The sequence below is a fragment of the Polynucleobacter sp. Fuers-14 genome, assembly GCF_018882045.1.
Classification (GTDB): Bacteria; Pseudomonadota; Gammaproteobacteria; order Burkholderiales; family Burkholderiaceae; genus Polynucleobacter.
The window spans coordinates 39,500-65,230 of sequence record NZ_JACVPG010000021.1; the positions used below are offsets into that span (position 1 = coordinate 39,500).

Here is a 25,731-nt window from a genome sequence, read left to right on the forward strand (position 1 = left end):
ATCCTTAATATATCGTCTAGCGATCAAATGATTGAAATAATTAAATCAATGATCTTGATGCCAATAAATGGAGCGATAAGACCGCCTAAGCCATAAATCGTCATATTTCTGCGCAAGAGTGCGGCTGCGCCTAAGGGCTTATACGCAACTCCCTTTAGCGCCAATGGAATCAAGAAAATAATGATTAAGGCGTTAAAGATCACCGCAGACAAAATAGCCGATGACGGACTTGAGAGATGCATTACATTTAATGCCTCAAGCTGCGGATATGTCGCCACAAAAGCCGCTGGAATAATGGCAAAGTATTTTGCTACGTCGTTAGCAATACTAAATGTCGTTAATGATCCCCGGGTCATCAGCATTTGCTTACCAGTCTCAACCACTTCAATCAACTTCGTAGGGTTCGAATCCAAATCGACCATGTTGCCCGCTTCTTTAGCAGCTTGAGTACCAGAGTTCATCGCCACAGCTACGTCTGCTTGCGCTAACGCTGGAGCATCATTTGTTCCGTCTCCAGTCATCGCCACTAAACGGCCTTCAGCCTGATGCTTACGAATCAATGCTAACTTGTCTTCAGGCGTTGCTTCAGCCAGGAAATCATCTACCCCCGCTTCAGCAGCAATAGCAGCAGCAGTCAATTTATTGTCGCCAGTAATCATGATGGTACGAATACCCATCTGACGCAGTTCGTTAAAGCGCTCCTTGATGCCGCCTTTAACAATGTCTTTGAGCTCAACTACGCCCATAACACGTGTACCTTGCGATACAACTAAAGGTGTGCTGCCACGTCGAGATACGTCATCAACCGCTTTCAGAACTTCCTGAGGAAATTGGCCACCCAAGGATTCAATATGTTTTTGAATCGCACTTGCAGCGCCTTTACGGATTTGCTCTCCATTCATATCCACGCCACTCATACGAGTTTGAGCGGTAAATGGCACAAATTGAGCGCCAATGGAGTTGATCTCCCGCTCTCTGATATTAAATTTCTGCTTGGCGAGGATAACGATACTTCTGCCCTCGGGGGTTTCATCTGCCAATGATGCTAATTGGGCAATATCAGCAAGTTCTGCCTCGGTTACTCCAGATGCAGCTAAAAAATTGGATGCCTGACGATTGCCCAAGGTGATAGTGCCTGTTTTATCTAGCAAGAGCACATCGACATCACCTGCAGCTTCCACAGCACGGCCAGAGGTTGCAATGACATTGGCGGCCATCATACGGCTCATACCAGCAACTCCAATTGCAGATAACAAACCCGCGATAGTTGTAGGAATCAAGCAAACTAATAGCGCAATCAAAACTGTTATCTGAATTGGTGATCCGCTGCCACTTGCAGCAACACTAAACATAGAAAATGGCAGTAAAGTTGCAACCACCACCAAGAAAACAATTGTTAGCGCCACCAATAAAATTGTTAAAGCGATTTCATTTGGCGTCTTTTGACGCTTAGCGTTTTCTACCATCGAGATCATTCGATCAATGAAGGTCTCGCCCGGATTCACTGTTACACGAACAACGATCCAATCCGATAGAACACGAGTACCTCCAGTTACAGAGGAGAAATCTCCGCCAGACTCACGAATCACTGGAGCTGATTCCCCAGTAATAGCAGACTCATCAACAGAAGCAACACCTGCAATAACCTCACCATCCGCAGCAATCACATCATTTGCCTCAGCAATAAAAATATCGCCTTTACGCAACTGTGTTGCGGAGACAAGCTCTGATGCTGGACGGTTATCCCAATTCTCAGGAATATTGGCCGCTTTTACCTTCTTAGCCCATGTCTCTTTCTTTAAGCCCCTCAGCGATGCTGCTTGAGCTTTGCTGCGACCTTCTGCTAATGCTTCGGCAAAATTCGCAAAGAGCACTGTAAACCAAAGCCAAAGCATGACCCCTAGGATAAAACTCGAGGAAGCCTCACCTTCTCCATATAAAGACTGTATCCACAATAAGGTAGTCAGGATGCTGCCGATATAGACAACAAACATCACTGGGTTTCGCCATTGAGTTGACGGGCTTAACTTTCTAAAGCTATCCACAATGGCTGGTTTAACTAACTCGGCATCAAACATGCCTAATTTTCTTTTAGTCATTTTTATCTCCGAGATTAATTAATGAATCACTGGGAGCATTAATTGCTCAACAATGGGGCCAAGAGCAAGGGCTGGCACATAGTTCAATGCTCCAACCAAAATCACGGTGCCAGCCAAGAGGACAACAAAGAGTGGTCCGTGCGTAGGCATAGTCCCCTCATTCACCGCTATTTTCTTTTTGGCTGCAAATGCACCAGCTAACGTAAGCACTGGCACGATGACTCCGAAACGACCAAACCACATTGCAATCGCTAACAAGCTGTTGTAGAAAGGCGTATTTGCTGAGAGGCCCGCAAAGGCACTACCGTTGTTATTGGCGGCCGAGGTAAACGCATACAAAATCTCAGAAAAACCATGAGCGCCAGGATTAGCAATTCCCGCAACCCCATCGGCACTCATCACCGCAATTGCTGTGCCTACCAATACCAAGATAGGAGTAACTAAGATTGCAATTGCGACCATCTTCATTTCGTAGGACTCAATCTTTTTGCCAAGATATTCAGGGGTGCGACCAATCATTAACCCGGCAATAAATACTGCTAGGATCGCAAAGACCAGCATTCCGTACAGGCCTGTCCCTACGCCACCAAATACAACCTCACCAAGCATCATGTTCCAAAGAGGAACAAAGCCGCCCATTGGCATAAAAGAATCATGCATTGAATTGACTGCACCACATGAGGCAAGCGTTGTAATGCTCGCAAAAATACTGGAATCATCGATTCCAAAGCGAGTTTCTTTGCCCTCCATATTTCCCATAGAGCCATCTACACCTAGGCTAGCGATAACTGGATTGGCCTGAGACTCGAAATGAACGGCGGTAAAAGTCACTGTTAAGAAAATGAGCAGCATTGTTACTAAAACTACCCATCCTTGTCGTTTATCTCCAACCATTCGACCAAAGGTAAAACACAATGCAGCTGGAATCAAAAAGATAGACAGAATCTGAATGAAATTAGATAAAGGTGTTGGGTTTTCGTATGGATGTGCAGAGTTTGCATTAAAGAAACCCCCGCCATTAGTGCCCAACATCTTGATTGCCTCTTGAGAGGCCACTGGGCCCATAGGCAAAGTTTGCTGATCTGTCGAAGCTGGCTCTGTTAAAACTACGCCCTTTTCATCTTTGAGTGGTTGACCATCGGCATCAAGCCTAGGCGCATCAAACTTAGTTACCTCAACTGTTTTGACATCCTTGTATGCATCAAAGTTCTGAATGGAACCTTGACCAACCAGAAAGATTGCATATACAACTGCCATGGGTACCAACACGTATAAGGTAATGCGGGTTAAATCCACCCAAAGATTGCCAATTGTCTTAATGCTATTTCTAGCAAAGCCACGAATAAGTGCAATCACGACAACAATGCCGCTTGCAGCAGATAGGAAGTTTTGTGTTGTGAGACCCAGCATTTGGGTGAGATAACTCATTGTTCCCTCCCCAACATAGGCTTGCCAGTTGGTATTCGTGGCAAAACTAATGGCGGTATTAAAGGATGAGTCAGGGGAAATGCTCGCTAAGCCCTGGGGATTCAGAGGAAGGACGCTCTGAAATAACTGCAATCCAAAGACAAATAAAACACCAAGGATATTGAAAGTAATTAATCCAATTGCATAGCTTAACCAGCTCATTTCAACATCTGGATCAATGCCACATACCTTGTATATGAAACCTTCAATTGATCTAAAGGGTTTCTTAGAGGCAATTGCTTGTCCGCTCATCACATTATTAATGAAGCCTCCAAGGGGATACGCTAAAAGCAATAAGACCCCAACATAAAGAACAATTGTCAAAATAGCATGGGTGCTCATGAGAAGTCCTCTGGATTTAATAGTGCAGCAACTAAATAAATTAAAAGTAATACAGCGGCTAAGCCACTAATGATCTGAATAAAGTTCATTTTTCACCCCTCAATCGTGCACAACCCTTAGCCAGACCAATGGTCAGCGCAAGAAATATAAAAATGCAGCCGAGAAACAGTAAGCTCATATCCACCTCTATCCAATTAGATGGTTTGATCTTATAAAGAAGTGTGTAAAAAAGTTATAAAGATTTGAGTGGATTTGTATAAAAATCCTGCAAATAATGCTTTTAGGTGCCTTCTGGGATATGACTGCACAAGGCCAATAGCAGACCTTGGGTCATTTGATAAAAACTCCTAGGATGTCTAGATATAAGGAATTTTTACACCAAAATATGGCATTAAATTCTTGTCCTAAATTTGCCCTAAAGTGGTTTTTGAAAATCTAGAGCCTTAATCTATATAGCTTAGATGGCTATATCGCCCCCATCCACCATGGGGGCGACTGCTAAGCGTTTCTTTGGAGTGTTGATCATGAACTTCGATTAAATTGCGATTGATCGCCATTTTAAATGCAACAGGGCAACCGAAGTTGCCCTTTACTCTAGACGCTCTTGATAGTTTATTTAGAAAGCTTCGCCTCTAACTCAACCGCCAGATCCAAAGCGCCCATATAGCCGGACTTCAGATGATTCGGTAAATCCGGATCACCTACCATTGCACCTAAGGTTTCAACCAAACTGAATACCAAGCCTTTGGCAGCGCCAGCAGCAATCGTATTGTTTGCTACAGCTTCATCAATATGATTTACTGCATCTAGAAAATAATCATGTCCAGGGAGGCCATCTGGACCTAAAGGTTCTTGAGTTTCTTTCATTTTCAATTTCCTTGATTCGTTTTTTAAATCATTTGATCTACTTTATAGAAAAACTTGCGTGCATAAGCAAGAATTTCTTTATCAGTAGGATGATCAACCGTTTCTACACCAACAATTTTTTCTGCGATATTGGCATCATGTTTGTGCGCGTGCTTGATGAGTTCTAGTTTTGCAGAACCTGGGCCAAGAATCAAAATTTCTTTGGATTCATTCACGGCATTAATAACTGAATGCAAATATTTGGAATCTAAAGCGACTTTTCCACTACCAACTTCATTGGCTTTGTGATGCAGATGAGTGTGGGTACTTTTGCTGCGAATCACTTCAGCTTCGCTAGCCTCTTCACTCAAGAACATTACGTGAGCTTCTTTATGGTCAATCCAAATTACCGCATGGTTTAGTGACATATTCTTCCTATGATTAGTATTAACTACTCTTTCAGAATACTCCTGCAATGCTTAAGGATTACTGAAAATCACTAAAGAAGCGCTATTAGGCTTGATTTATGTCAAATTGTTTGTATTAGTATTAAATTCGTATACTCAGACCATTCACATTTAAGCTAATTATGGCCATGTCACCCAATAAATACCTACCCATCCGATATATTCCATTTTCCCTCTGCATCCTGGGGGCCATTGTCAGCTTTGTCTCTTTACAGTTGCATCCACAGGCTTGGAATTTCTTCCTACTATTTGGCTTTTTATCATTCGTGGGCATGTATGACGTCTCACAAACCAAAGTAGCCATTCTTCGGAACTACCCTGTTATTGGTCATTTGCGTTTCATGCTTGAATTCATTCGACCTGAAATTCGCCAGTACTTTATCGAGGGTGACAATGATGAGACCCCTTTTTCAAAAGAGCAGCGCACATTAGTCTATTCACGCGCTAAAGCTGTACCGGATCAAATTCCTTTTGGTACCACTCTGGATGTAATGGCCCCTGGCTATCAGTGGATTAATCAATCATTAGCCCCTACCCGTTTACCTAGCCATGATTTCCGGGTCGAGATTGGCGGCAAAGATTGCAAACAAAAATATTCAGCCAGCATCTTTAATATCTCAGCCATGAGCTTTGGATCACTTAGTGCCAACGCTATTTTGGCTTTAAATCTTGGTGCCAAAATGGGTGGCTTTGCTCATGACACCGGGGAAGGCTCGATCTCTCAATATCATCGCGTTCATGGTGGCGATCTCATTTGGGAAATTGGCTCCGGTTACTTTGGCTGCCGTAATACCGACGGAAGTTTTAATGAAAAAAAGTATGAAGAGAATGCTTTAGATTCTCAGGTCAAGATGATCGAGATCAAATTGAGCCAAGGTGCTAAGCCTGGTCATGGTGGCATCCTGCCAGGTTCCAAGGTAACAGCTGAAATAGCTGCAGCACGTGGCGTCAAGGAAGGGGAAGCCTGCATCTCCCCCGCATCACATAGTGCCTTCTCTACACCGCTTGAGCTCATTTACTTTGTGAAGAAACTACGTGACCTCTCAGGAGGTAAGCCAGTTGGCTTTAAGTTCTGCGTTGGTCACCCCTGGGAATGGTTTGGCATTGTCAAAGCCATGCTGGAGACTGGCGTTCATCCAGACTTTATCGTAGTAGACGGCTCTGAAGGTGGAACTGGCGCATCGCCAGTAGAGTTTACTAATCACGTGGGTACACCGCTTCAAGAAGGTCTTCGCTTAGTTCATAACACCTTAGTAGGCGTGAACCTGCGAGATCACATCAAAATTGGTTGCGCTGGCAAGATCATTAGCGCCTTTGATATGGCTGTGGTTTTTGCTTTAGGCGCTGATTGGTGTAATAGTGCTCGTGGATTTATGTTCTCCATTGGCTGTATACAGGCTCAGGTTTGCAATACGGGTAACTGCCCTACTGGCGTCACCACTCAGAATGCATTGCGTCAGAAAGCATTGGTAGTGCCAAATAAAGCTGAGCGCGTATACAACTTCCACAATGAAACCCTGAAGACTTTGAAGGAGCTGGTGGAGGCCGCTGGATTACATCATCCCGGTGAAATTGATGCCCCTCATATCATCAGGCGTATTAGCAAACATGAAGTTCGACTTCTCTCTTTCCTGCTTCCTGAGATGCCTGCTGGCCTGCTACTCAAGGCTGAGCACATAGATCCGAGTCTGAATCTACCAAGAGTATTTGAGCTGTATTGGCATCGCTCCCAGGCCCAAAGCTTTTCTGCCCTGAAAGCCTAGGTCTACAGCATTCCTACAGAAGGGTTTTATTGAGGCTTTTTACCTTCAGTTTTATGGCGATACATCTCTAGATCTACTTCATGCAGGATTTCTGAGACGGATCTGGCTGTATCGCTATATGTAGCCATGCCAATACTTAAGCTAACTGGGTATCCGGAGTCACTCATCGTCTGATCAACTGTTTTAACAATATCGCCACATATCTGATGCATTTGCTGCTCATCTTCCTTCGATGCAACAATCAAAAACTCATTGCCGCCCAAGCGGAAAAACATAATATTCTCGACTGTAAATTCCATCAAGGTATGTGCGATCTTTGTCAAAACCTGATCGCCTACCAAATGCCCTCGAACATCATTAATTTTTTTGAAGTCATTTACGTCAATCAGCGCGACAGAAAATACTTCCTGGGCCTCTTCTAGCCTTGCAATCGCCTGCTCTATCATGATGCGAGCCCAGCGCCTATTCCATAAACCCGTCAATGAATCGGTATTCGCTAGAAGATTTACGCGCAGTTGACTACGTCTGAGCGACCTGGCAAGCCACATGATTAATAGGGTTGCCAGAAAACGAATGGCAATGTTTAATACTTCTATCTTGGTAAAGAAGACGGGGAAATACCCATCCCTAAAGAGAAAGTAATTTTCAAATAAGGTAGCGATAATCAGAGCTGCGATGACTACCTTCATTGACTTCGCATTTAATGCAATGATTGCTGCAGGAAATAAGTAGAGCAAAACCAATCGGTAATCATCGGGCGATAAGACATCGATCATTAAAATCACTAACAGCAAACCAAATCCAAGCAGCACGGCAATTTTTGGCTTGATCCCGAACAGACTTTCGATGTTATTCACTTGTGTCACTCTCGATCCACCCAAGTGAGCGAATTTGCAGCCGCAGGCGTTAATCGATACACATAGGTCGATCTTGGAGACACCATAAATCCATTGAGGTCATATAGAAACGATCTTTTACGCGCTACCAATTTATGTTTGACGAGCTTACTAAAGTCACGACTTAATTGCGGGCAGCGTGGATATTCATTGGAACGATAAAAGACTTTTGCACCGGTTGCTTTTACATATTCCACAATGAGGTCGGGGCTGCACTCTTCCAGACCGGTTGGCTTGTGCCTCAATCGATTTAATAGCCAGCGGTAACGAGGTTTAGACATCATGGGTAACATGTTAGCTTGAGAGCTAATATCGTGCTAGGTTTTATGCCTATTTTTAGTGCCTAAAGCACCCCCAACATCCAAAATCAAGGGATTTAGGACTAAAGTACTAGGTCTTGAAGACTATTAAAAGCTCTTTTTGACCCATCCATAGGATCAATAAACCCTATCTCTTTGGCAAGCAGTTGTAATGGCTTTGAAAAGTCCAAATCATATTCTTGGTAAGGCGTAAGTATGGGGTAGATCTGATCATGCTTCATGGGGATATTGAGGGAATTGAGATGGCAACGCAGTTGATGCTTTTTGCCGCTACCCGGGGTAAGTCGATACTTAGCCCATGGCCTGTTTGTTGCTATGAGCTCAATCAAGGTATCTGAGTTTGGCTCACCTTCAATTTCTTGCATTTGCAGAAAATGTTCCGATTCTTGAATGCGGCTTTGATAAGTGATTGGAAGCTGTTTTTCTAATTCTTCAGAATACGGTGCTATTGCTTCATACACCTTTTTGACTGCCCTATCCCTGAATAAATTTTGGTATTGAGCTCTTTCACTTGGGTTAACTGAAAAGATAACTAGCCCTGCAGTATCACGATCAATTCGATGTATCGGGCTGAGTGTTTGGATGCCTGTTTTTTTCTTAAGTCGATTTAATAAAGTTTGATGTAAGTAAAGTCCGCTTGGCGTTACAGGCAAGAAATGGGGTTTATCTGCAACCAGAATATGTTCATCTTGATAGAGGATCTGCTCTTCAAATGGGATCTCTGGCTCGCGAGCTAGTCGCCTGAAGTACAGCAAGTGAGTATTGGGCATATAGGCGTCACTTGCATTAAGGGCATGGCCTTCTTGGTCGAGAACAAGCCCTTCATGAAAGCGATCGATCCACTCTACTTCGCTAATGTGCGGAAACTGAGCAACAAAAAATGCCAGCAAATTCAGATGAGTTTGATCTGCAGGCAAATACACCCGCGATGCTGAGACTCCCTCTGAATTAACTTGTGTGCTCATAGCGCCCCATAGATAGGAGCCCTATTTTAAGCTTTTCCCTGAGTGTTATTAGCGTTGCTTTATTTGGCCTGACCAAATACTGGGTCGCGCTTTTCTAGGAAGGCGGTAATACCCTCTCGGTAATCACTTCCCATATACACATTCTTGCGCAAGGATTGTAGGTGTTCAAATACGGCAGGATTCATGACTGCAGCATCAGAGAGCATTTGCGCTTGGGCTTTGAGCACAGAGTTAGCCTGGGGTGAACGCGAAGCAATGGTTCGAGCCATTTGGTAAGTTTTTAGCTCTAATTCACCGGAGACGTAGAGATGATTCAGGATGCCAATCTGCAAGGCACGATCAGCGCCAATAGGGTCAGCAGTCAGAAACATCTCTTTGACGACATTCAAGGGCATGCGTGACATGAAATGCAGAATTCCGCTCGCGGTATAGGGGAGCCCTAACTTGGCCGGTGTAATTGCAAAGGTGGAGTCATGGTCACCAATGGCAATATCGCAACTCATGATTAAATCAGTCGAAGCGCCCCATACTGACCCATCTACCATGGCTATCACCGGCGCCCTAAAGGCTCTGATGGATTGAAGCAAGACCATAACTGGGTCATCAGCGGGCAAAGGATCCCGCTCTGATCTAGGCAATTCCATCACATCATGGCCTGCAGACCAAACTTTATTCTTTTGATCTGATCTCAGCACCAAGACCCGCACATCTTGCTTACCAAACTCTTCTAAAGCATGATGCATCTCTTCTATCAAGCGCTCACTTAATGCATTACGCTTTTCGTAGTGATTAAACCGAATTGTGGCGATTAAATCAGCCTGCTCTGTTTTGATGTATTGATAGTTCAATGCGCTGCCTCTAAGTTTATGTTTACGTCTTTTTAGGCTGCAATCAAAATATCACCCAGCTCCATCTTTTCCCACCAGATAAAGGGTAAAAGATAAACTGGCTCACCAGCATCCTGAAGAATTTCCAGCGCCCCATCATTGGTCTTGTTGGCTTCATACTTTCCAGGATTGAGAGGTTTGCAGCCATTATCCGTACCATCATTGCGACGCATTCTGGCAATGATATTTCGAGTGATATAGACGACCATATTTCCTCCTGATTAAAGTGCTGACTGAATGTGGTTGCGAACTACTGGATAAATCTGGCTTTCCCAGCGCTTCCCATTGAATACCCCGTAATGGCCGACGCCCGCTTGTAAGTGATGTGACTTCCTGTATCCAGGCAGGCCAGAACAGAGATCTTGCGCCGCTAAAGTTTGTCCAATGCCACAGATATCGTCTCGCTCACCTTCAACGGTGAGCAAAAAGGTTTTCTTAATCAGCTTTGGATTCACTAGCCTGCCTTGGTATGTCAAAGTTCCATTAGCTAGATCGCGATCCATAAATACTTTTTTAATGGTTTCTAAATAGAAAGGCCCCGACAAATCCATAATTGCAAAATATTCTTCATAAAAATCATGAATCACATCCGCCTTCTCATCCTCACCATTAACGCGATACTCATATAGCTTTCTGAAGGATTCTGCATGGCGATCAGGATTCATACTCATAAATGCCATAAGCTGCAAGAAACCTGGATAGACTTTTCGACCAGTGCCATTGAATTGATTTGGAATAACCCCGATGAGCTTTTCTTCAAACCAAGACATGGGTTTGCTGGTAGCTAATTCATTGACCTTTGTTGGGCTTTGACTGACATCAATCGGCCCAGCCATCAAGGTCAAGCTTGCCGGGACATAGGGACTCTTGTCTTCAGACATGATGGCTGTGGCTGCTAAGCAGGCTACTGTTGGCTGACATACCGCCATCAGGTGGGTTTGCGGTCCGATCACCTGCAAGAAGTTAATGATATGCTCGACATAAGCATCAAAGTCAAAGTCACCACAGCTCAATGGAATGTCACGAATGTTCAACCAATCAGTTACATAAACTTCATGATCAGTTAGAAGTGTCTTAATGGTTCCCGCTAACAAAGTAGCAAAGTGTCCTGACATTGGAGCGACTAAGAGGATTTTCGGTTGACCAGAAATGTTGGGCTTTGAAAATCGAATCAAGTTACAAAAATGCGTTGAGTAAATTAATTCCTCTGTAACAGGCTGCTCCACCCCAAATGAATCTATGACAGATTGAATTTTAAAATCAGGTCTTGTGTGCGTAAACCCAAGCAAAGAAATTTGCTCGTAGTGCGCAGCTAATCGCTGCATAGGGTTAAGAGAAAAGTTTCCAAACCAATTAGTAGAGACGCGCTCTGACGCTTTTGCAAACATTCGAACCGGATTATGCAAATTAGCAAAGGTTTGATAAGCTTTGTACATCATCTATGGGCACCGCTTTCTATATGACGCAATGCTCGTTCTGTAGTTTTGAGTGCTGGGTCAAATACCCTACTCAAAGACACATCATTGGCAATAATGGCTGCGGTTTGTGCTGCACGTGCTGCAACGATGGATAAATTCACGAAACCAGCAACATTAAAAGTTTTGAGAAGGTCTGGCAACTCTTCGTCCTCTGAGGCAACTTCGCCAGCCTCTATCTTTTGATAAAGCTCGCGGTAGTAACTCTTCATACCATCGAGCTCCTCAGCAATCGTCATAATCCGCTGAAACAAGACCGCAAAGTCTGATGCCAGCACATTGTTTTTGACTACTTCCATGGGGTTACCCCTGGCACCTCGGCTGGAGCAACAGAAACTGGGATGGTTCCAAAGTCCGCAGGGCCCACTATCTCGAGATATTCCATATCGGGCGAATAGTCAAAGAGGAAATGGGTGATGCCCGGCATTTGATGAACAACATCGCCCGCCTCAACTAAGGTGACCTTATCTTCATACATAAACTTGGCCCAACCTTTAGTCATAATGACAATTTGGAACTCTGCTACGTGATAGTGCCAACCAGTACCATTCTCTGGTGGCTTATTGGCCTTCACAAGATGAGCAATAACCTTGCCCTTAGTGGCCTTAGCGACACCCAAATCTTTATAGAGAAAAAAATCTCTTAGGCCGCCTGGTAAAAACTGAGTATCAGCGGGTTTTACATGAGAAAACTCGGTATCACTTTTAAAGTTTACGGGTGCGTTCATTTTTAAAACTCCACTTCAAGTTCTTCAATGTCATCGGGTTCTTCGAGGGCGCCCATCACCCATTCCTTCATCTCAGGCATCGCCATGATGTGCGTGCAGTAATCCCTGCTCGCCTTGTCCAGCTCTACGTGATACGTCAAGAATCTTGTGACCACTGGCGCAAACATGGCGTCAGCTAATGTGGGCTCCTGGCCAAATAAGAAAGGCCCGCCGTATGTTGTTAAGCAGTCCTGCCAGATGACTAGAACACGATTAATATCAATTTGCGCTTTTGACCAAACCTTGAATGACTCAAACTTTGCTTTGACATTCATGGGTAAAGAAGCGCGCAAAGCAGAGAAGCCGGAATGCATCTCGCCACAGATAGATCGACAATGCGCTCTTGCTGCCGGATCCTTGGGTAACAATTGGGCTTTAGGGTTTAATTCATTAAGATACTCGCCAATGGCCATGGTGTCCCATACTTTGCAGCCGTCATGATCTAAACGAGGAACCAGAATGGATGGTGACAAGAGTAAGAGTTCAGCCCGGTTATCCACATCATCCGGATGCACCTGCACTTCCTGGAAAGGGAGGCCAGAAAGCTTGAGCATCAACCAACCGCGTAATGACCATGAAGAGTAATTTTTGCTACTAATCGTCAAGGTAGTCTGCTTAGGCATAAGAGCTTTCAAATGAGGTACAACTACAACTTATTCCTCCTCAAACAGCGATAGTTAGCTAAATGCCCTGTTTTTGACGTGTTCTGCCCAAATCTGGGCATACCTCACCTTTACGCACCCATCTTGTGCGTCGTAATAATGCACCCTTGTGGTGAACTTATAGACTTTGAGTCATGTCTATACACGCCGCCCTACACCACGTCACCGAATACATATATGACCGCCCAGTAAAACTGGGACCGCAGGTAATACGTCTACGACCGGCACCTCATTGCCGCAGCCATATTCTTTCTTACTCTCTCAAGATTGAGCCTGAAGGTCATTTCATTAACTGGCAACAGGATCCATTTTCAAACTATCAAGCGCGTTTGGTTTTTCCTGAACCAACGACACGCTTTAAAGTAACGGTCGATCTTGTTACGGAGATGGCCGTATACAACCCATTTGATTTCTTTTTAGAGCCAGATGCTGAAGACTACCCCTTTACCTACAGCCAAGATCTGAAGAAAGAGTTGCGCCCTTACCTAGGTAAAAAGCGAAATGACGGCATCAACAAATACTTTAAAACGGTTGATCGCAGCAAGATGCGCACGATCGATTTTTTGGTTGCGCTCAATCAAAAAGTTCACAAGGATATTAGCTACACCATTCGAATGGAGCCTGGAGTTCAGACCCCAGAAGAGACATTAAAACTTCGCAGTGGTTCTTGTCGCGATTCTGCTTGGTTAATGGTGAATCTCTTGCGTCTTTGCGGACTCGCGTCGCGCTTTGTTTCAGGCTATCTCATTCAGCTCAAGCCAGATGTCAAAGCACTTGATGGACCGAGTGGAACAGAGGTAGATTTCACGGACTTACACGCCTGGTGCGAGGTGTATTTGCCAGGTGCAGGATGGATTGGCTTAGACCCGACTTCCGGCCTATTTGCTGGCGAAGGCCATATTCCTGTTGCCTGTACCCCCGAACCTTCAGGCGCAGCCCCGATTGAAGGTGGTGTTGACGAATGTGAAGTGCAATTTGCTCACTCCATGGAGGTTACTCGCATTTATGAAGCGCCTCGAGTAACCAAACCATATACCGAAGAACAGTGGCAAGCGATTGTCGATCTGGGTCATCAAGTTGATAAGCAATTGGTTGCGGGCGACGTTCGCTTGACCATGGGTGGTGAGCCTACCTTTGTTTCTGTTAATGGACGTGATGAACGCGAATGGAATGTAGATGCATTAGGACCAACGAAGCGGGGTTACGCAACCGATTTAGTAGAAAAACTGCGCAAAGAATATGGCGATGGTGGCTTCCTTCATTTTGGTCAAGGCAAATGGTATCCAGGAGAGCAACTCCCTCGTTGGGCCTTGTCAATCTACTGGAGGGCTGATGGACAGCCTATTTGGAAAAATCCCAAACTCTTCGCCGATGAACGCCAGCCTACGAAGTACACCAGTAAAGATGCTGAAAAATTTGTCTACACACTTTCCAAAAAATTAGGTTTAGCAGATAAATTTATCGAACCCGCTTATGAGGATGTTTTTTATTACCTCTGGCGGGAATCCAAGCTACCTGTCAACGTTGACCCCTTCAAATCAAACCTAGACGATGAGATGGAGCGCACTCGCTTAAAGCGGGTCTTCACCCAGAAATTAGATTCCGTGGTGGGCTACGTCCTCCCTATCGAAGCGAATGAAGGAAAGAACTATCTAGACACCGCTTGGAAAACGGGTCCCTGGGAATATCGTGATGATCGTCTCTATCTGCTACCAGGTGACTCCCCCATGGGCTATCGACTCCCCCTGGAGTCCCTACCCTGGGTTAGTAAAGCCGACTACCCTTATCTCATTGAGCAAGATCCATTTGCTCCCAGACCGCCATTAAATAGTCAAGCGTCAATTGTTCACCAACAACAACCAACTCCCAAAGAATTTACAGCGTCTGGCAAAACGATTTGGAGTCAGTCGCAAGAAGTAAGACATCCAAAACGTCAAGAATCAGCTGCATGGGTTACCAGAACAGCGATGTGCGTAGAAGCGCGTGATCCAATGCGCTCCAATGGACCTAAGGCTGAGAATGAGCATGGCGGTAAGTCAGGCGTGCTGTATGTCTTTATGCCCCCACTCGCTCGTCTTGAAGACTATCTCAATTTACTGGAGGCGGTAGAAGCTACTGCTGAAGAGCTGCAGTTTCAAATTGTGCTGGAGGGATACACCCCACCACGCGACCCACGCTTGAAGTTGTTACAGGTGACACCAGATCCAGGCGTTATTGAAGTCAATATTCATCCAGCCCATAACTGGGGCGAGCTAGTTGAGCATACGGAATTCTTATATCAAGCCGCTTTTGAATCTCGTCTTTCTGCTGAGAAATTTATGGCAGATGGCCGCCATACCGGCACAGGTGGTGGCAATCACTTTGTGATGGGTGGTGCAACACCGATCGATAGTCCGTTCTTACGCAAACCTGAGCTCTTGGCCAGCCTGATTTTGTATTGGCACAACCACCCGAGCCTGAGCTATCTCTTTAGTGGTATGTTTATTGGACCAACCAGTCAAGCACCTCGCGTGGATGAAGCACGCAATGACCAAATCTACGAATTAGAAATCGCATTGAAAGAAATTCATGAGAATCGCAAGAAGTTTGGCCAAAGCATGCCGCCGTGGCTGGTCGATAGAACTCTACGCAATATCCTGATTGACGTCACCGGTAATACGCATCGCAGCGAGTTCTGTATTGATAAGATGTATTCACCAGATAGTCAAACGGGTCGCTTAGGCCTACTAGAATTACGTGCTTTTGAAATGCCTCCACATGCGCATATGAGCATTGTTCAGCAATTACTCATTCGCGCCTTGATAGCTCGTTTCTGGGATAAGCCTTATGAGGCACCAATGACGCGCTGGGGAACTGAACTCCATGACCGCTGTCTCTTGCCAACATTTATCAAAATGGACTTTGATGATGTCATTCAAGAGATGCAAAAGCACGGTTACGACTTTAAGCCTGAGTGGTTTGCACCTCACCTTGAGTTCCGCTTCCCGCTCATTGGACAAGTGCAAACAATGGGCACAGAAATTACCTTACGCAATGCACTTGAACCATGGCATGTTATGGGCGAGGAAAATGCTGCAGGAGGTACCGCACGCTATGTTGACTCCTCATTAGAGAGAATTGAATTACGTGTTACCGGCTTAAATCAAAGTCGCTACACCATCACCTGCAATGGCGAGCCTTTGCCACTCCAACCAACAGGTGTTGCGGGAGAGTATGTAGCAGGCGTTCGTTATAAGGCCTGGAATCCTCCGTCTAGTCTGCACCCGAGTATTGGTATTCATGTTCCATTGATTTTTGATGTGATTGATACCTGGAATAAACGTTCTGTTGGAGGTTGCCAATATCACGTTGCCCACCCTGGTGGCCGAAACTACGACAACTTCCCTATCAATGCCTATGAGGCAGAGAGTCGCCGCCTTTCCCGCTTCTTTAGGATGGGTCATACCCCTGGAACTGTTGAAGGGGCTCTGGCGAACATTGACCTCCCGGCTAGTAAGGAATTTCCATTTACGCTGGATATGCGGCGGTGAGACAATAGTTTGTGGATAACGCTCAGACCCATTCTTTGAAAGACGCCAGCAACCCTTCGCTGTTGGAGGATATCAACCGCCTATCACCCACACCCAAAGAGGGACACTTTGATGAGTTACGAGGGAAATCGGGGGCGCTACTGCCCGAATGGCAAACTTTTTTTGAATCCCTTGGCCCCTCTGGGTTAAGCGATCTTGATCAACGGACCCAAGAGCTCAACAGGCAGATTCGGGATAACGGAATTACATATAACGTCTATGCCGATGAGTTTGGTCCGCAGCGCCCTTGGTCAGTAGATTTATTCCCGCTCCTCATTAGCCCTGATTCTTGGCAAAAAATTCAGTCTGGAGTTTTGCAGCGAGCGCGTTTACTTGAAGCAATCATGGCGGATGTGTATGGCCCACAAAATTTGTTGAAGGAAGGATGGATTCCACCAGCATTAATTCATGGGCATCCTGGTTACTTGCGTTCCATGCATGGTGTCGATCTTAAGAATAGAAAATATCTTCATATCATGGCTTTTGATTTAGCCAGAGCGCCCGATGGATCATGGTCAGTTCTGTCGCAACGTACCCAAGCACCTTCTGGTCTTGGGTATCTTTTGGAAAATCGCAATCTGATTGCAAGGCAATTTCCCAAAGCATATGAGCTCATGCAGATTGCCCCACTAGCCAATGCCTATAGAGACTTAATCGATGCATTAAAGCTTGAAAGTCCGGCAGGTGCTAATGCTCATATCGCCCTCCTTACCCCGGGACCTTATAACGAGACCTACTTTGAGCACGCCTATCTCGCTCGTTATCTCGGCCTAACTTTGGTTGAGGGTGGTGACTTAACCGTACGCGACCAACATTTGTTTTTGAAAACGGTACGCGGTTTAGAGCCTGTACATATTTTGCTTAAGCGTTTGGATGATGAGTTTTTAGATCCATTAGAACTGCGCTCTGATTCCACTCTAGGCGTCCCCGGTCTATTGCAAGTGATACGCGCTGGTAATGTTGTACTGGCAAATGCTCCTGGCTCAGCTTTCCTAGAATCCCCCGCTCTACTGGGATTCTTGCCGTCGATTAGCGAGAGACTTTTAAATGAAAAAGTGCAGCTTCCAGCAATGGATACCTGGTGGTGTGGTGAACGCGCTGCACTTGAGGCTGCCATTCCGAATTTAGGGCATAGCGCCATTAAGCCGACCTTTCCGAATGGCACAGGTCATCAAAGTTACGAATCCGCTTTAGGCTGCGATCTAAATCAGGCTCAGTTAGATGAATGGGTTGGGCGTATTACCAGACAGCCTGATGAGCACACTGTGCAAACCTACATTCCCTTGGCACAAATGCCAACCTGGTCAAATGCCTTTAACCTCAATGATGCGTCTTTGATTGAGCCCCACTCGTATATGTTGCGAGTCTTTGCCCTGAGTGATGGTTCTAATAGCTGGCAAGTATTGCCTGGTGGACTTGCCCGTATCGCAAGCACTGATTCAGGTATTGCTTCTATGCAACGAGGCGGTAGTAGTGCGGATGTATGGGTTCGAAGCCCGCAACCCTCACAAGAGCAAGGACAACATTTACAGCATCCGATTCAAGCCCCTGAAAAAATGATGCGTAAGCGCTTAGTGACCAGTCGCGCCGCTGAGAATCTCTATTGGTTTGGGCGCTATACCGAGCGCAGTGAAAATATTCTGCGCTTGGCTAAGCTTTATCTTGAAAAGATTAACAGCGAATACACCCCTTCCCGTGCATTGTGGTCTTGGCTAGAAAAACTATGTCACTACTACGGGCTTGTGCCTGAAGGTGTACCAAGTACTTTTGACCAGAGTGATATGCGTCACCGAATTTTTGAGCGCACTTTAATTAGCTCTCTCAATGCCAGCGACAGCGTCACCAGCGTGGGCTATAACCTGAATGCCATGAAACGCACGGCTTCTAATGTAAGAGAACGACTCTCCCCGGAGCAATGGAGCACTATCAATCATTGCATTGAGCAATTTCAAGCTGATTGCCATAAAGCCAATACCTTTAATGATTTTTCTGCATCTCTCGCTATCGACGCTTTAAATGGTGCAAGTAGTTGCTTAGCGGCGATCACTGGCGCTCAAACTGACCGTATGACACGTGATGATGGCTGGCAACTACTTTCCATTGGAAGGCATATCGAGAGGCTGGCCTTTCTGACAAACGCATTAGATTCAGCTATCGTTTCTGGCTTACTTAATAATCCAAATGCAGACGGCTCAGGTTATACCGCTCTACTCAATTTATTTGATAGCACGATCACTTTCCATGCGCAGCACCAACAAAGTCGCGAGATAGCCCCTTTAATTAGCTTACTAGTGATGGATGATGAAAACCCACGTTCCCTGGCCTGGGTTAGCAAAGCACTCCGCGCCAGACTCTCTAAACTTGCGGGCACCGAGCGAAATAACCCGGATGAGTTAACCCGTAGCGTCATTAATTTACTAGATTACAACTTATATACCTTATCGACTGCCGATGGGCTTGATAATCTCTCCAACCTAAGAAATTGTTTGAGCAATTGCTCGCAATCTGCCTGGAATGTTTCAGATGCAATTAGCGCACGCTATTTCAATCTGATTCACTCTAATGAATACAGCATCCAAATGTAATGCGCCAATTATGTTGCTAGAAATTACCCACGATACCCGTTACGCTTATGATCCTGATGTTGAGATTGCGCAGCATTTTGCCCACCTCAAGCCGGCAGATTTAGAAACACAACGGGTATTAAAGTCCGAAGTTCAGGTGAGCCCAAGGCCTTCTTGGAGCGAAGAAAACATAGATAGCCATGGAAATGTTTGCACCTTCTTTTCTTTGCAGAATAGGCACAGTGAATTACTCATCAGAGCCAAGTCGCTGATCGAGACTACAGCTACTGAATATGGCCCTAAGCCCCAGGAAACTGCACCATGGGAGCTGGTACGCGAATACTTCCGGTATCACTCCAATACTCAATGGGATGCTGCCTCAGAATTTCTATTTACATCTCCATTCATTACTTTGAGACCAGAGTTCGCAGAATTTGCGAGGGCTAATTTCACGGTTGGTAGACCGATACTAGATGCAGCAATTGATTTGATGAAGCGTATCTATAGCGAATTCCATTACGTTAGTAAAAGTACCGATATCAACACCCCTGCACTAGAGGCGCTAAATAAGCGTGAAGGTGTTTGCCAGGACTTTGCACATATTTTGATTGCGTCGCTCCGCAGTATCGGCATTCCAGCAAAATATATGAGCGGCTATATTCTGACAAATCCTGCGCCTGGTCAAGCAAGACTGATTGGCGGCGATGCTTCACATGCTTGGGTCTCAGTTTATGTTCCCAGCATGGATGAAAACGGTATTTTAGGTAAGGGCATTTGGTGTGATCTAGACCCAACCAATAATCGCTGGGGCTACGGAACCCCTGGGGAAGATTATGTTCACTTGGCCCAGGGAAGAGATTACTCCGATGTCTCCCCCATCCGTGGCGTCATTCATGGCGGAGCAGACCATACGCTTGATGTAGCTGTAACGGTAATGCCTATCAACCCCTAAGGATCGATAGAACCTTTAGGCTTCTGCACTCATACAAAAAATAAGCTGCTATTTTTTTAACTTAGCTAATGCCATGGCCATGGCGTTATTAATGGGCGCATCCGACCTTCTATCTTCCTGTGGTTTTCTGTTTTCTGTTGACCTAGGGCGATTGGGGGCTCTTTGCTCAGTTTTGGCTCCCGCCTTGGTGCTCTCCTTTGGGGCTTCATCACTTAAGCGCATCGTTAATGCAATACGCTTACGCTTTTCGTCTACCTCTAGCACTTTGACTTTCACAACCTGCCCCGCTTTAACAACGCTATGCGGATCTTTTACGAAGGTATTAGATAAAGCAGAGATATGCACCAAGCCATCTTGATGTACACCAATGTCAACAAAGGCACCAAAGGCGGCAACGTTAGTCACTACGCCTTCTAAAATCATATCCGTTTTGAGGTCGCTAATTTTCTCGACACCATCTTTAAAAGTTGCAGTAGTAAATTCAGGGCGTGGATCTCGACCAGGCTTTTCCAATTCTTTAATAATGTCAGTAACAGTAGGCAGACCAAATTGGCCATCAGCATACTTTTCTGGTGAAAGTGACTTCAGCAAACTAGCATCACCAATCACTTCTTTAACGCCTTTCTTAATATCCTTCAGAATCTTTTCTACCAAAGGATAAGATTCAGGATGAACTGCAGAAGCATCTAATGGATCATCGCCATTCATGATGCGCAAGAATCCAGCAGCTTGCTCATAGGTTTTATCGCCGAGTCGCGGAACGCTCTTGAGATCCGCCCTCGATTTAAATGCACCCTTGCTATCGCGATAGGCCACTATTCCCTCAGCCACTGTTGAGCTTAAACCGGAAACCCGTGCTAGCAATGGGGCTGAAGCCGTGTTCACATCAACACCGACAGCATTCACGCAATCCTCAACTACTGCGACTAATGATTTAGCCAACTGGGTTTGCATCACATCATGCTGGTACTGACCCACACCAATTGATTTAGGATCGATCTTTACCAGTTCGGCTAATGGATCTTGCAGGCGACGTGCAATCGATACTGCGCCACGGAGCGATACATCCATCCCGGGCAATTCTTTTGAGGCATATTCAGATGCAGAGTAAACAGAAGCACCCGCTTCAGAAACAACAATCTTGGTGAGTTTGAGTTCTGGCTTAGCCTTAATCAGTTCTTGGGCTAATTTATCAGTCTCGCGAGATGCAGTACCGTTACCAATCGAGATTAAGGTGGCATTGTGCTTCTCAGCTAATTTAGCCAAAACATGTAATGAACCAGCCCAATCATTTTTTGGTTGATGCGGGTAAATTACTTCAGTGTCCACTACTTTTCCAGTAGCATCCACTACGGCCACTTTCACACCAGTGCGCATGCCGGGGTCGAGACCGATAGTTACCCTTGGGCCAGCAGGCGCTGCCAGCAATAGGGCTTTAAGGTTGCGAGCAAATACATTAATCGCTTCAGTTTCTGAGCGCTCACGTAACGCTGTCATCAGCTCAGACTCTAAATGCAGTGAGCACTTAATACGCCAAGTCCAGCGAACAGTATCGGCTAACCAAGCATCGGCAGGTCGCCCCTCGTTTTTAATCTTGAAATGATTGGCTATCCGGCTTTCACAAGGATTGTGAGGAGAATCCCATTTTGGCTTTTCTTCTTCAGTATCTAGACGCAGGTTGACCATTAACATCTGTTCCCGACGACCCCTGAATAAAGCTAAGGCACGATGAGATGGAATGGCTTTAATCGGCTCAGAGTAATCAAAGTAATCAGCGAACTTCTCTCCCTCTTGCTCTTTACCAGCAATCACTTTGGATTCGACTACACCGTGATCTTGTAAATACTCTCTAAGAGATTGCACCAATGCTGCATCTTCTGCAAAGCGCTCCATCAAAATTTGACGTGCTCCTTCAAGCGCAGCCTTGGTATCCGCAACGCCAGGATTATCTGTCCCATCGACCTGGAACGCCTCCTTCAGATACTTTGCAGCTTCTGTTTCAGGATCGAGCTTGGGATTATTGAGGAGGTCATTTGCCAAGGGCTCTAAGCCAGCCTCTAAAGCAATTTGTGCCTTAGTCCTTCTCTTAGGTTTATACGGCAGGTAAAGATCCTCCAAGCGAGTCTTATCCTCTGCCAACATTATGGCTTTCAGCAACTCTGGCGCCATCTTGCCCTGCTCCTCAATGGAGGCAACGATTGTCTTGCGGCGATCCTCTAGTTCACGAAGATAGCTAAGACGTTCTTCCAATAAACGTAACTGCGTATCATCCAAGCCACCGGTAGCTTCTTTGCGGTAACGAGCGATAAATGGCACGGTAGCCCCCTCATCCATCAGGGCTATAGCAGCAGCTACTTGAGCAGGTTTAGCAGCAAGTTCTTGGGCAAGGCGTTGTTCAATTGATGGCAGCATGTATATCTAGTTTTATTTATTTAACTTATAAATGATTAATTTATAGTTTTGATTTCAATGAAGAACAAAAGCCACCCGGAGGTGACTTTTGTTGTGTAGCTGGAAAGAGCTTACTCGCGGGATGCTTTCTTACGATCGTGCTCTTTCAGGTGACGCTTACGGATACGTACGCTTTTCGGCGTTACTTCAACCAACTCATCATCGCTAATGAATTCAACCGCATATTCCAAGGTCAAATCAATTGGTGTTACCAAGCGAACTGCTTCGTCAGTACCTGAAGAGCGAACGTTGGTTAATTGCTTACCCTTGATTGGGTTAACAACCAAGTCATTGTCACGACTATGGATACCAATAACCATTCCCTCGTATACAGGATCACCATGGCTAACAAACATACGACCACGATCTTGTAACTTCCAAATAGCATAGGCAACTGCTTCGCCATCATCTTGACTGATCAATACGCCATTATGGCGTTCACCCAAAATGCCATCTTTCGCTGGAGCATAAGAATCAAATGTGTGACTCATCAAACCATTACCGCGAGTCATGGTCATGAAGTCACCCTGGAAGCCGATCAGACCACGTGCAGGAATGCGGTACTCAAGACGGGTGCGGCCTTTGCCGTCACTCACCATATCTTGCAACTCACCCTTACGCTTACCCAAGTCTTCCATCACAGAACCTTGAGTGGCATCTTCTACGTCAACCGTTAAGTTCTCATACGGCTCCATTTTGACGCCATTCTCTTCATGAAAGACAACGCGTGGACGGGAAACGGCCATCTCATAGCCTTCACGACGCATGGTCTCTACCAAGATAGTGAGATGCAACTCGCCGCGACCTGATACCTCAAATACGGTGTCATCATCAGTCTCTTTTACGCGCAGAGCCATATTGGCCTTCAATTCGCGGTCTAAACGTTCACGAATTTGACGGCTAGTTACAAACTTGCCTTCACGACCAGCCAATGGACTAGTGTTCACCATAAAGTTCATGGTCAAGGTTGGCTCATCAATCTTGAGCATTGGCAATGGATCTGGCTTATCAACCGCACATACTGTTGTACCAATGGCCAAATCTTCAATACCATTGATGAGGGCGATATCACCAGCAACCGCCTCGTCAACGATTTCTCGCTCGAGACCTTTAAATTTTAATACTTGGTTGATACGGCCTTTGAATGGCGTGCCATCAGGACCATTCATGCAGACCACTTCCATGCCTGACTTCACGCGGCCCCGGCTAATACGGCCAACACCGATCTTGCCAACATAGCTGTTGTAGTCAATTGAAGAAATCTGGAATTGCAAGGGGCCTTCTGCGTCGTCATCACGCACAGGAACGTGCTTCAGAACAGCATCAAACAAGGGGCGCATAGTACCTTCACGCACATCTTCTGACTCTCCTGCATAACCATTCAAGCCTGATGCATAGATCACCGGGAAATCTAACTGCTCTTCAGTGGCGCCTAGTTTGTCAAACAATTCAAAAGTTGCGTTGATCACGTAGTCGCAACGTGCGCCTGGACGGTCAACCTTATTAATCACAACGATTGGCTTCAAACCTAATGCCAAGGCTTTCTTGGTAACGAAGCGGGTCTGTGGCATTGGACCTTCAACCGCATCAACCAAGAGCAATACACCGTCAACCATCGAGAGTACGCGCTCTACTTCACCACCGAAGTCCGCGTGTCCTGGTGTATCAACGATATTAATATGTGTACCGTCATATTCCACTGCACAGTTCTTGGACAAAATAGTAATGCCACGCTCTTTTTCCAAGTCGTTTGAGTCCATGACGCGTTCGGTCATTTTTTCATTTGAGCGGAATGTGCCAGATTGGCGCAAGAGTTGGTCAACCAAGGTAGTTTTTCCGTGGTCAACGTGGGCGATGATGGCGATGTTACGAAGTGCGCGTTTAGTCATGTGAAGCTTCTTGAGTTAAAGATAAGTAAAAGGGTTATAAATATTAATTAATTAATGGGCCTGCGAAATTAAGCGCTTTGGATGCAAAACACCAGAACGCCAATCAGCAGTACCAATAAAGTTATGAGGAGCAGCAGTTGCACGATAAATGCGTACCAATGCTTCAATGGAAGGTAAGTTCAGCGGAACACGCTGCCCCATTTCAAGACGTTTCGCTTGTTGCTCATCCACTGTTAAGTGTGGCAATGTTTGTAGCAAGGCATCAACAGGCAATATGTAGTCAGCACTATTTTGCAGGCCGCTTTGTATCGCTTCAATCGTAAAGGACTGCTCAAGATTGAGATGCCCTACTTCGGTACGACGCAAGCCAACTAAATGGGCGCCACATCCTAGGGCATTACCAATATCTTCTGCCAGAACACGAATATAAGTTCCTTTGCTACAGCTGACTTCTAACGTAGCTTCGGGCCAAGCAATGTCAGTCCAGCGAATGACGTGAATGGTGATATCTCGTGGAGTGCGCTCTAACTCAACACCTGCGCGAGCGTATTCATATAAAGGTTTGCCATCACGCTTGAGTGCGGAATACATTGGCGGCACTTGAGATATCGGCCCCGTAAATTTTGGAAGTAAAGCATCTAATGCAGATTTGATTTCAACTGTGCTTGCATAAACAGGTAAAGGCAACTCTTCAATGATGAGACCTTCAGCATCGCCGGTATCAGTGCGTGAGCCGAACTTTACTCGAGCGATATAAGACTTATCTGCTTCAAGCAAATCTTGTGAATACTTGGTTGCTTCGCCTAAGCAGATAGGCAGTAAGCCGGTCGCCATTGGATCCAAAGTACCAGTATGGCCAGCCTTGTCAGCATTAAAGGCGCGCTTGACTGCAGTAACGGCACCCTGTGAACTCATTCCAGCAGGTTTATCTAGCAGCACTACGCCGTCGATCCGTATTGACATGAACTATTTAGTCTCGTCTTTGTGGTCGCTGCTGCGATCACTATCAACGGCTTGATCGATCAATCGAGACATTTCTATGCCATGCTCTACTGAGCTGTCATAGTGAAAATGTAAGGTAGGAACAGTATGAATATGCAAACGCTTAAACAAGAGTGAGTGCAAATACCCTGCTTTTTCTTGAAGCGCTTTTAAAGCATGCTCAGGCTCAGCACCCAAAACCGTAAAGAACACTTTGGCATGGGCCAGATCCGGTGTGAGCTCAATACTTTGTAAAGTAATCAAGCCCAAACTCGGGCTGCGCAATTCACGAGGAATAAGTTCGGCCAGGTCTCGCTGAATTTGATCGGCGAGACGCTGGTTACGATGCGGGCTAGTTTTATGCATATTG

Annotated in this window: 22 protein-coding genes; 4 read left to right on the forward strand and 18 right to left on the reverse strand. The window is 45.6% G+C overall.

Features of this window, described 5'->3' with window-relative positions:
- Positions 1 to 23: 23 nt before the first annotated feature.
- From kdpB to ICN40_RS10195, 5 genes are all read right to left on the reverse strand, one after another.
- Positions 24 to 2,099, reverse strand: coding sequence for a potassium-transporting ATPase subunit KdpB (gene kdpB, locus ICN40_RS10175; protein WP_216243834.1), 2,076 nt, complete (start codon positions 2,097 to 2,099; stop codon positions 24 to 26).
- 18 nt (positions 2,100 to 2,117) lie between these two features.
- Positions 2,118 to 3,908 carry a potassium-transporting ATPase subunit KdpA gene (gene kdpA, locus ICN40_RS10180; protein ID WP_216243835.1) on the reverse strand — a complete coding sequence of 597 codons (1,791 nt, stop codon included), beginning with the start codon at positions 3,906 to 3,908 and terminating at the stop codon, positions 2,118 to 2,120.
- On the reverse strand, positions 3,905 to 3,997 hold the full coding sequence (kdpF, locus tag ICN40_RS10185; protein ID WP_215277305.1) for a K(+)-transporting ATPase subunit F: 93 nt from the start codon (positions 3,995 to 3,997) through the stop codon (positions 3,905 to 3,907). Before kdpF ends, kdpA begins: the two co-directional genes overlap by 4 nt.
- A 523-nt stretch (positions 3,998 to 4,520) precedes the next feature.
- Positions 4,521 to 4,775, reverse strand: coding sequence for a hypothetical protein (locus ICN40_RS10190; RefSeq protein WP_215320082.1), 255 nt, complete (start codon positions 4,773 to 4,775; stop codon positions 4,521 to 4,523).
- A gap of 23 nt (positions 4,776 to 4,798) precedes the next feature.
- A complete protein-coding gene (locus ICN40_RS10195) occupies positions 4,799 to 5,182 on the reverse strand; it encodes a translational machinery protein (RefSeq protein WP_215320084.1) in 384 nt (127 codons plus the stop codon).
- A gap of 161 nt (positions 5,183 to 5,343) precedes the next feature.
- On the opposite strand from ICN40_RS10195, the gene ICN40_RS10200 reads away from it, so the two are divergent.
- Positions 5,344 to 6,984, forward strand: coding sequence for an FMN-binding glutamate synthase family protein (locus ICN40_RS10200; RefSeq protein ID WP_216243836.1), 1,641 nt, complete (start codon positions 5,344 to 5,346; stop codon positions 6,982 to 6,984).
- Between the two features lie 26 nt (positions 6,985 to 7,010).
- Here ICN40_RS10200 and ICN40_RS11860 read toward each other — a convergent pair whose 3' ends face one another.
- The 9 genes from ICN40_RS11860 to ICN40_RS10245 all read right to left on the reverse strand — a co-directional run bounded on the left by ICN40_RS11860 (position 7,011) and on the right by ICN40_RS10245 (position 12,916).
- Positions 7,011 to 7,841, reverse strand: a complete 831-nt coding sequence (locus ICN40_RS11860; protein ID WP_216243837.1) for a GGDEF domain-containing protein — start codon at positions 7,839 to 7,841, stop codon at positions 7,011 to 7,013.
- Positions 7,842 to 7,846: 5 nt separating this feature from the next.
- Positions 7,847 to 8,164 carry a hypothetical protein gene (locus ICN40_RS10210; protein ID WP_216243839.1) on the reverse strand — a complete coding sequence of 106 codons (318 nt, stop codon included), beginning with the start codon at positions 8,162 to 8,164 and terminating at the stop codon, positions 7,847 to 7,849.
- A gap of 98 nt (positions 8,165 to 8,262) precedes the next feature.
- Positions 8,263 to 9,165, reverse strand: a complete 903-nt coding sequence (locus tag ICN40_RS10215; RefSeq protein WP_216243841.1) for a pseudouridine synthase — start codon at positions 9,163 to 9,165, stop codon at positions 8,263 to 8,265.
- 59 nt (positions 9,166 to 9,224) lie between these two features.
- Positions 9,225 to 10,013 (reverse strand): methylmalonyl-CoA decarboxylase, encoded by a 789-nt coding sequence (gene scpB, locus ICN40_RS10220; protein WP_216121445.1) that lies wholly within the window; start codon positions 10,011 to 10,013, stop codon positions 9,225 to 9,227.
- Between the two features lie 32 nt (positions 10,014 to 10,045).
- On the reverse strand, positions 10,046 to 10,261 hold the full coding sequence (locus tag ICN40_RS10225) for a hypothetical protein (RefSeq protein ID WP_216121443.1): 216 nt from the start codon (positions 10,259 to 10,261) through the stop codon (positions 10,046 to 10,048).
- Between the two features lie 12 nt (positions 10,262 to 10,273).
- Positions 10,274 to 11,491 (reverse strand): polyhydroxyalkanoate depolymerase, encoded by a 1,218-nt coding sequence (locus ICN40_RS10230; RefSeq protein ID WP_216121441.1) that lies wholly within the window; start codon positions 11,489 to 11,491, stop codon positions 10,274 to 10,276.
- The gene (locus ICN40_RS10235; RefSeq protein ID WP_072583494.1) at positions 11,488 to 11,826 is read right to left on the reverse strand and encodes a hypothetical protein; all 339 of its coding nucleotides are present in this window, start codon (positions 11,824 to 11,826) and stop codon (positions 11,488 to 11,490) included. The genes ICN40_RS10230 and ICN40_RS10235 overlap by 4 nt, the downstream gene beginning before the upstream one ends.
- Entirely contained in the window at positions 11,817 to 12,254 is a 438-nt protein-coding gene (locus ICN40_RS10240) for a cupin domain-containing protein (RefSeq protein WP_072583493.1), read from the reverse strand. Before ICN40_RS10240 ends, ICN40_RS10235 begins: the two co-directional genes overlap by 10 nt.
- 2 nt (positions 12,255 to 12,256) lie before the next feature.
- Positions 12,257 to 12,916: a glutathione S-transferase family protein gene (locus tag ICN40_RS10245; RefSeq protein ID WP_216243842.1), complete on the reverse strand. Its 660-nt coding sequence runs from the start codon at positions 12,914 to 12,916 to the stop codon at positions 12,257 to 12,259.
- Between the two features lie 173 nt (positions 12,917 to 13,089).
- Here ICN40_RS10245 and ICN40_RS10250 point away from each other — a divergent pair, with 173 nt between their 5' ends.
- The 3 genes from ICN40_RS10250 to ICN40_RS10260 all read left to right on the forward strand — a co-directional run bounded on the left by ICN40_RS10250 (position 13,090) and on the right by ICN40_RS10260 (position 20,040).
- Positions 13,090 to 16,485, forward strand: a complete 3,396-nt coding sequence (locus ICN40_RS10250) for a DUF2126 domain-containing protein (RefSeq protein WP_216243844.1) — start codon at positions 13,090 to 13,092, stop codon at positions 16,483 to 16,485.
- A 62-nt stretch (positions 16,486 to 16,547) separates the two neighbouring features.
- Positions 16,548 to 19,109: a circularly permuted type 2 ATP-grasp protein gene (locus tag ICN40_RS10255; protein WP_255561321.1), complete on the forward strand. Its 2,562-nt coding sequence runs from the start codon at positions 16,548 to 16,550 to the stop codon at positions 19,107 to 19,109.
- Positions 19,087 to 20,040, forward strand: a complete 954-nt coding sequence (locus ICN40_RS10260) for a transglutaminase family protein (RefSeq protein WP_255561309.1) — start codon at positions 19,087 to 19,089, stop codon at positions 20,038 to 20,040. Before ICN40_RS10255 ends, ICN40_RS10260 begins: the two co-directional genes overlap by 23 nt.
- Positions 20,041 to 20,088: 48 nt before the next feature.
- Here the strand turns inward: ICN40_RS10260 and ICN40_RS10265 are convergent, their stop codons facing one another.
- The 4 genes from ICN40_RS10265 to rbfA all read right to left on the reverse strand — a co-directional run bounded on the left by ICN40_RS10265 (position 20,089) and on the right by rbfA (position 25,727).
- Positions 20,089 to 22,452 (reverse strand): Tex family protein, encoded by a 2,364-nt coding sequence (locus ICN40_RS10265; RefSeq protein ID WP_216243847.1) that lies wholly within the window; start codon positions 22,450 to 22,452, stop codon positions 20,089 to 20,091.
- A gap of 110 nt (positions 22,453 to 22,562) precedes the next feature.
- Complete coding sequence (typA, locus tag ICN40_RS10270; protein ID WP_072583488.1) at positions 22,563 to 24,380, reverse strand: translational GTPase TypA; 1,818 nt, start codon at positions 24,378 to 24,380, stop codon at positions 22,563 to 22,565.
- A gap of 51 nt (positions 24,381 to 24,431) precedes the next feature.
- Entirely contained in the window at positions 24,432 to 25,343 is a 912-nt protein-coding gene (truB, locus tag ICN40_RS10275) for a tRNA pseudouridine(55) synthase TruB (RefSeq protein WP_216243848.1), read from the reverse strand.
- Between the two features lie 3 nt (positions 25,344 to 25,346).
- Positions 25,347 to 25,727: a 30S ribosome-binding factor RbfA gene (gene rbfA / locus ICN40_RS10280; protein WP_072583486.1), complete on the reverse strand. Its 381-nt coding sequence runs from the start codon at positions 25,725 to 25,727 to the stop codon at positions 25,347 to 25,349.
- Between the last annotated feature and the right edge of the window lie 4 nt (positions 25,728 to 25,731).

Bases quoted from the DNA above. Each gene is read 5' to 3' on its own strand.
- truB (WP_216243848.1), bottom strand. From the start codon at position 25,343: ATGTCAATACGGATCGACGGCGTAGTGCTGCTAGATAAACCTGCTGGA.
- ICN40_RS10215 (WP_216243841.1), bottom strand. From the start codon at position 9,165: ATGAGCACACAAGTTAATTCAGAGGGAGTCTCAGCATCGCGGGTGTAT.
- kdpF (WP_215277305.1), bottom strand. From the start codon at position 3,997: ATGAACTTTATTCAGATCATTAGTGGCTTAGCCGCTGTATTACTTTTA.
- ICN40_RS10190 (WP_215320082.1), bottom strand. From the start codon at position 4,775: ATGAAAGAAACTCAAGAACCTTTAGGTCCAGATGGCCTCCCTGGACAT.
- ICN40_RS10260 (WP_255561309.1), top strand. From the start codon at position 19,087: ATGAATACAGCATCCAAATGTAATGCGCCAATTATGTTGCTAGAAATT.
- typA (WP_072583488.1), bottom strand. From the start codon at position 24,380: ATGACTAAACGCGCACTTCGTAACATCGCCATCATCGCCCACGTTGAC.
- kdpB (WP_216243834.1), bottom strand. From the start codon at position 2,099: ATGACTAAAAGAAAATTAGGCATGTTTGATGCCGAGTTAGTTAAACCA.
- ICN40_RS10240 (WP_072583493.1), bottom strand. From the start codon at position 12,254: ATGAACGCACCCGTAAACTTTAAAAGTGATACCGAGTTTTCTCATGTA.
- ICN40_RS10235 (WP_072583494.1), bottom strand. From the start codon at position 11,826: ATGGAAGTAGTCAAAAACAATGTGCTGGCATCAGACTTTGCGGTCTTG.
- rbfA (WP_072583486.1), bottom strand. From the start codon at position 25,727: ATGCATAAAACTAGCCCGCATCGTAACCAGCGTCTCGCCGATCAAATT.
- ICN40_RS10250 (WP_216243844.1), top strand. From the start codon at position 13,090: ATGTCTATACACGCCGCCCTACACCACGTCACCGAATACATATATGAC.
- ICN40_RS10210 (WP_216243839.1), bottom strand. From the start codon at position 8,164: ATGATGTCTAAACCTCGTTACCGCTGGCTATTAAATCGATTGAGGCAC.
- ICN40_RS10245 (WP_216243842.1), bottom strand. From the start codon at position 12,916: ATGCCTAAGCAGACTACCTTGACGATTAGTAGCAAAAATTACTCTTCA.
- ICN40_RS10200 (WP_216243836.1), top strand. From the start codon at position 5,344: ATGGCCATGTCACCCAATAAATACCTACCCATCCGATATATTCCATTT.
- ICN40_RS10265 (WP_216243847.1), bottom strand. From the start codon at position 22,452: ATGCTGCCATCAATTGAACAACGCCTTGCCCAAGAACTTGCTGCTAAA.
- ICN40_RS10225 (WP_216121443.1), bottom strand. From the start codon at position 10,261: ATGGTCGTCTATATCACTCGAAATATCATTGCCAGAATGCGTCGCAAT.
- ICN40_RS10230 (WP_216121441.1), bottom strand. From the start codon at position 11,491: ATGATGTACAAAGCTTATCAAACCTTTGCTAATTTGCATAATCCGGTT.
- ICN40_RS10195 (WP_215320084.1), bottom strand. From the start codon at position 5,182: ATGTCACTAAACCATGCGGTAATTTGGATTGACCATAAAGAAGCTCAC.
- kdpA (WP_216243835.1), bottom strand. From the start codon at position 3,908: ATGAGCACCCATGCTATTTTGACAATTGTTCTTTATGTTGGGGTCTTA.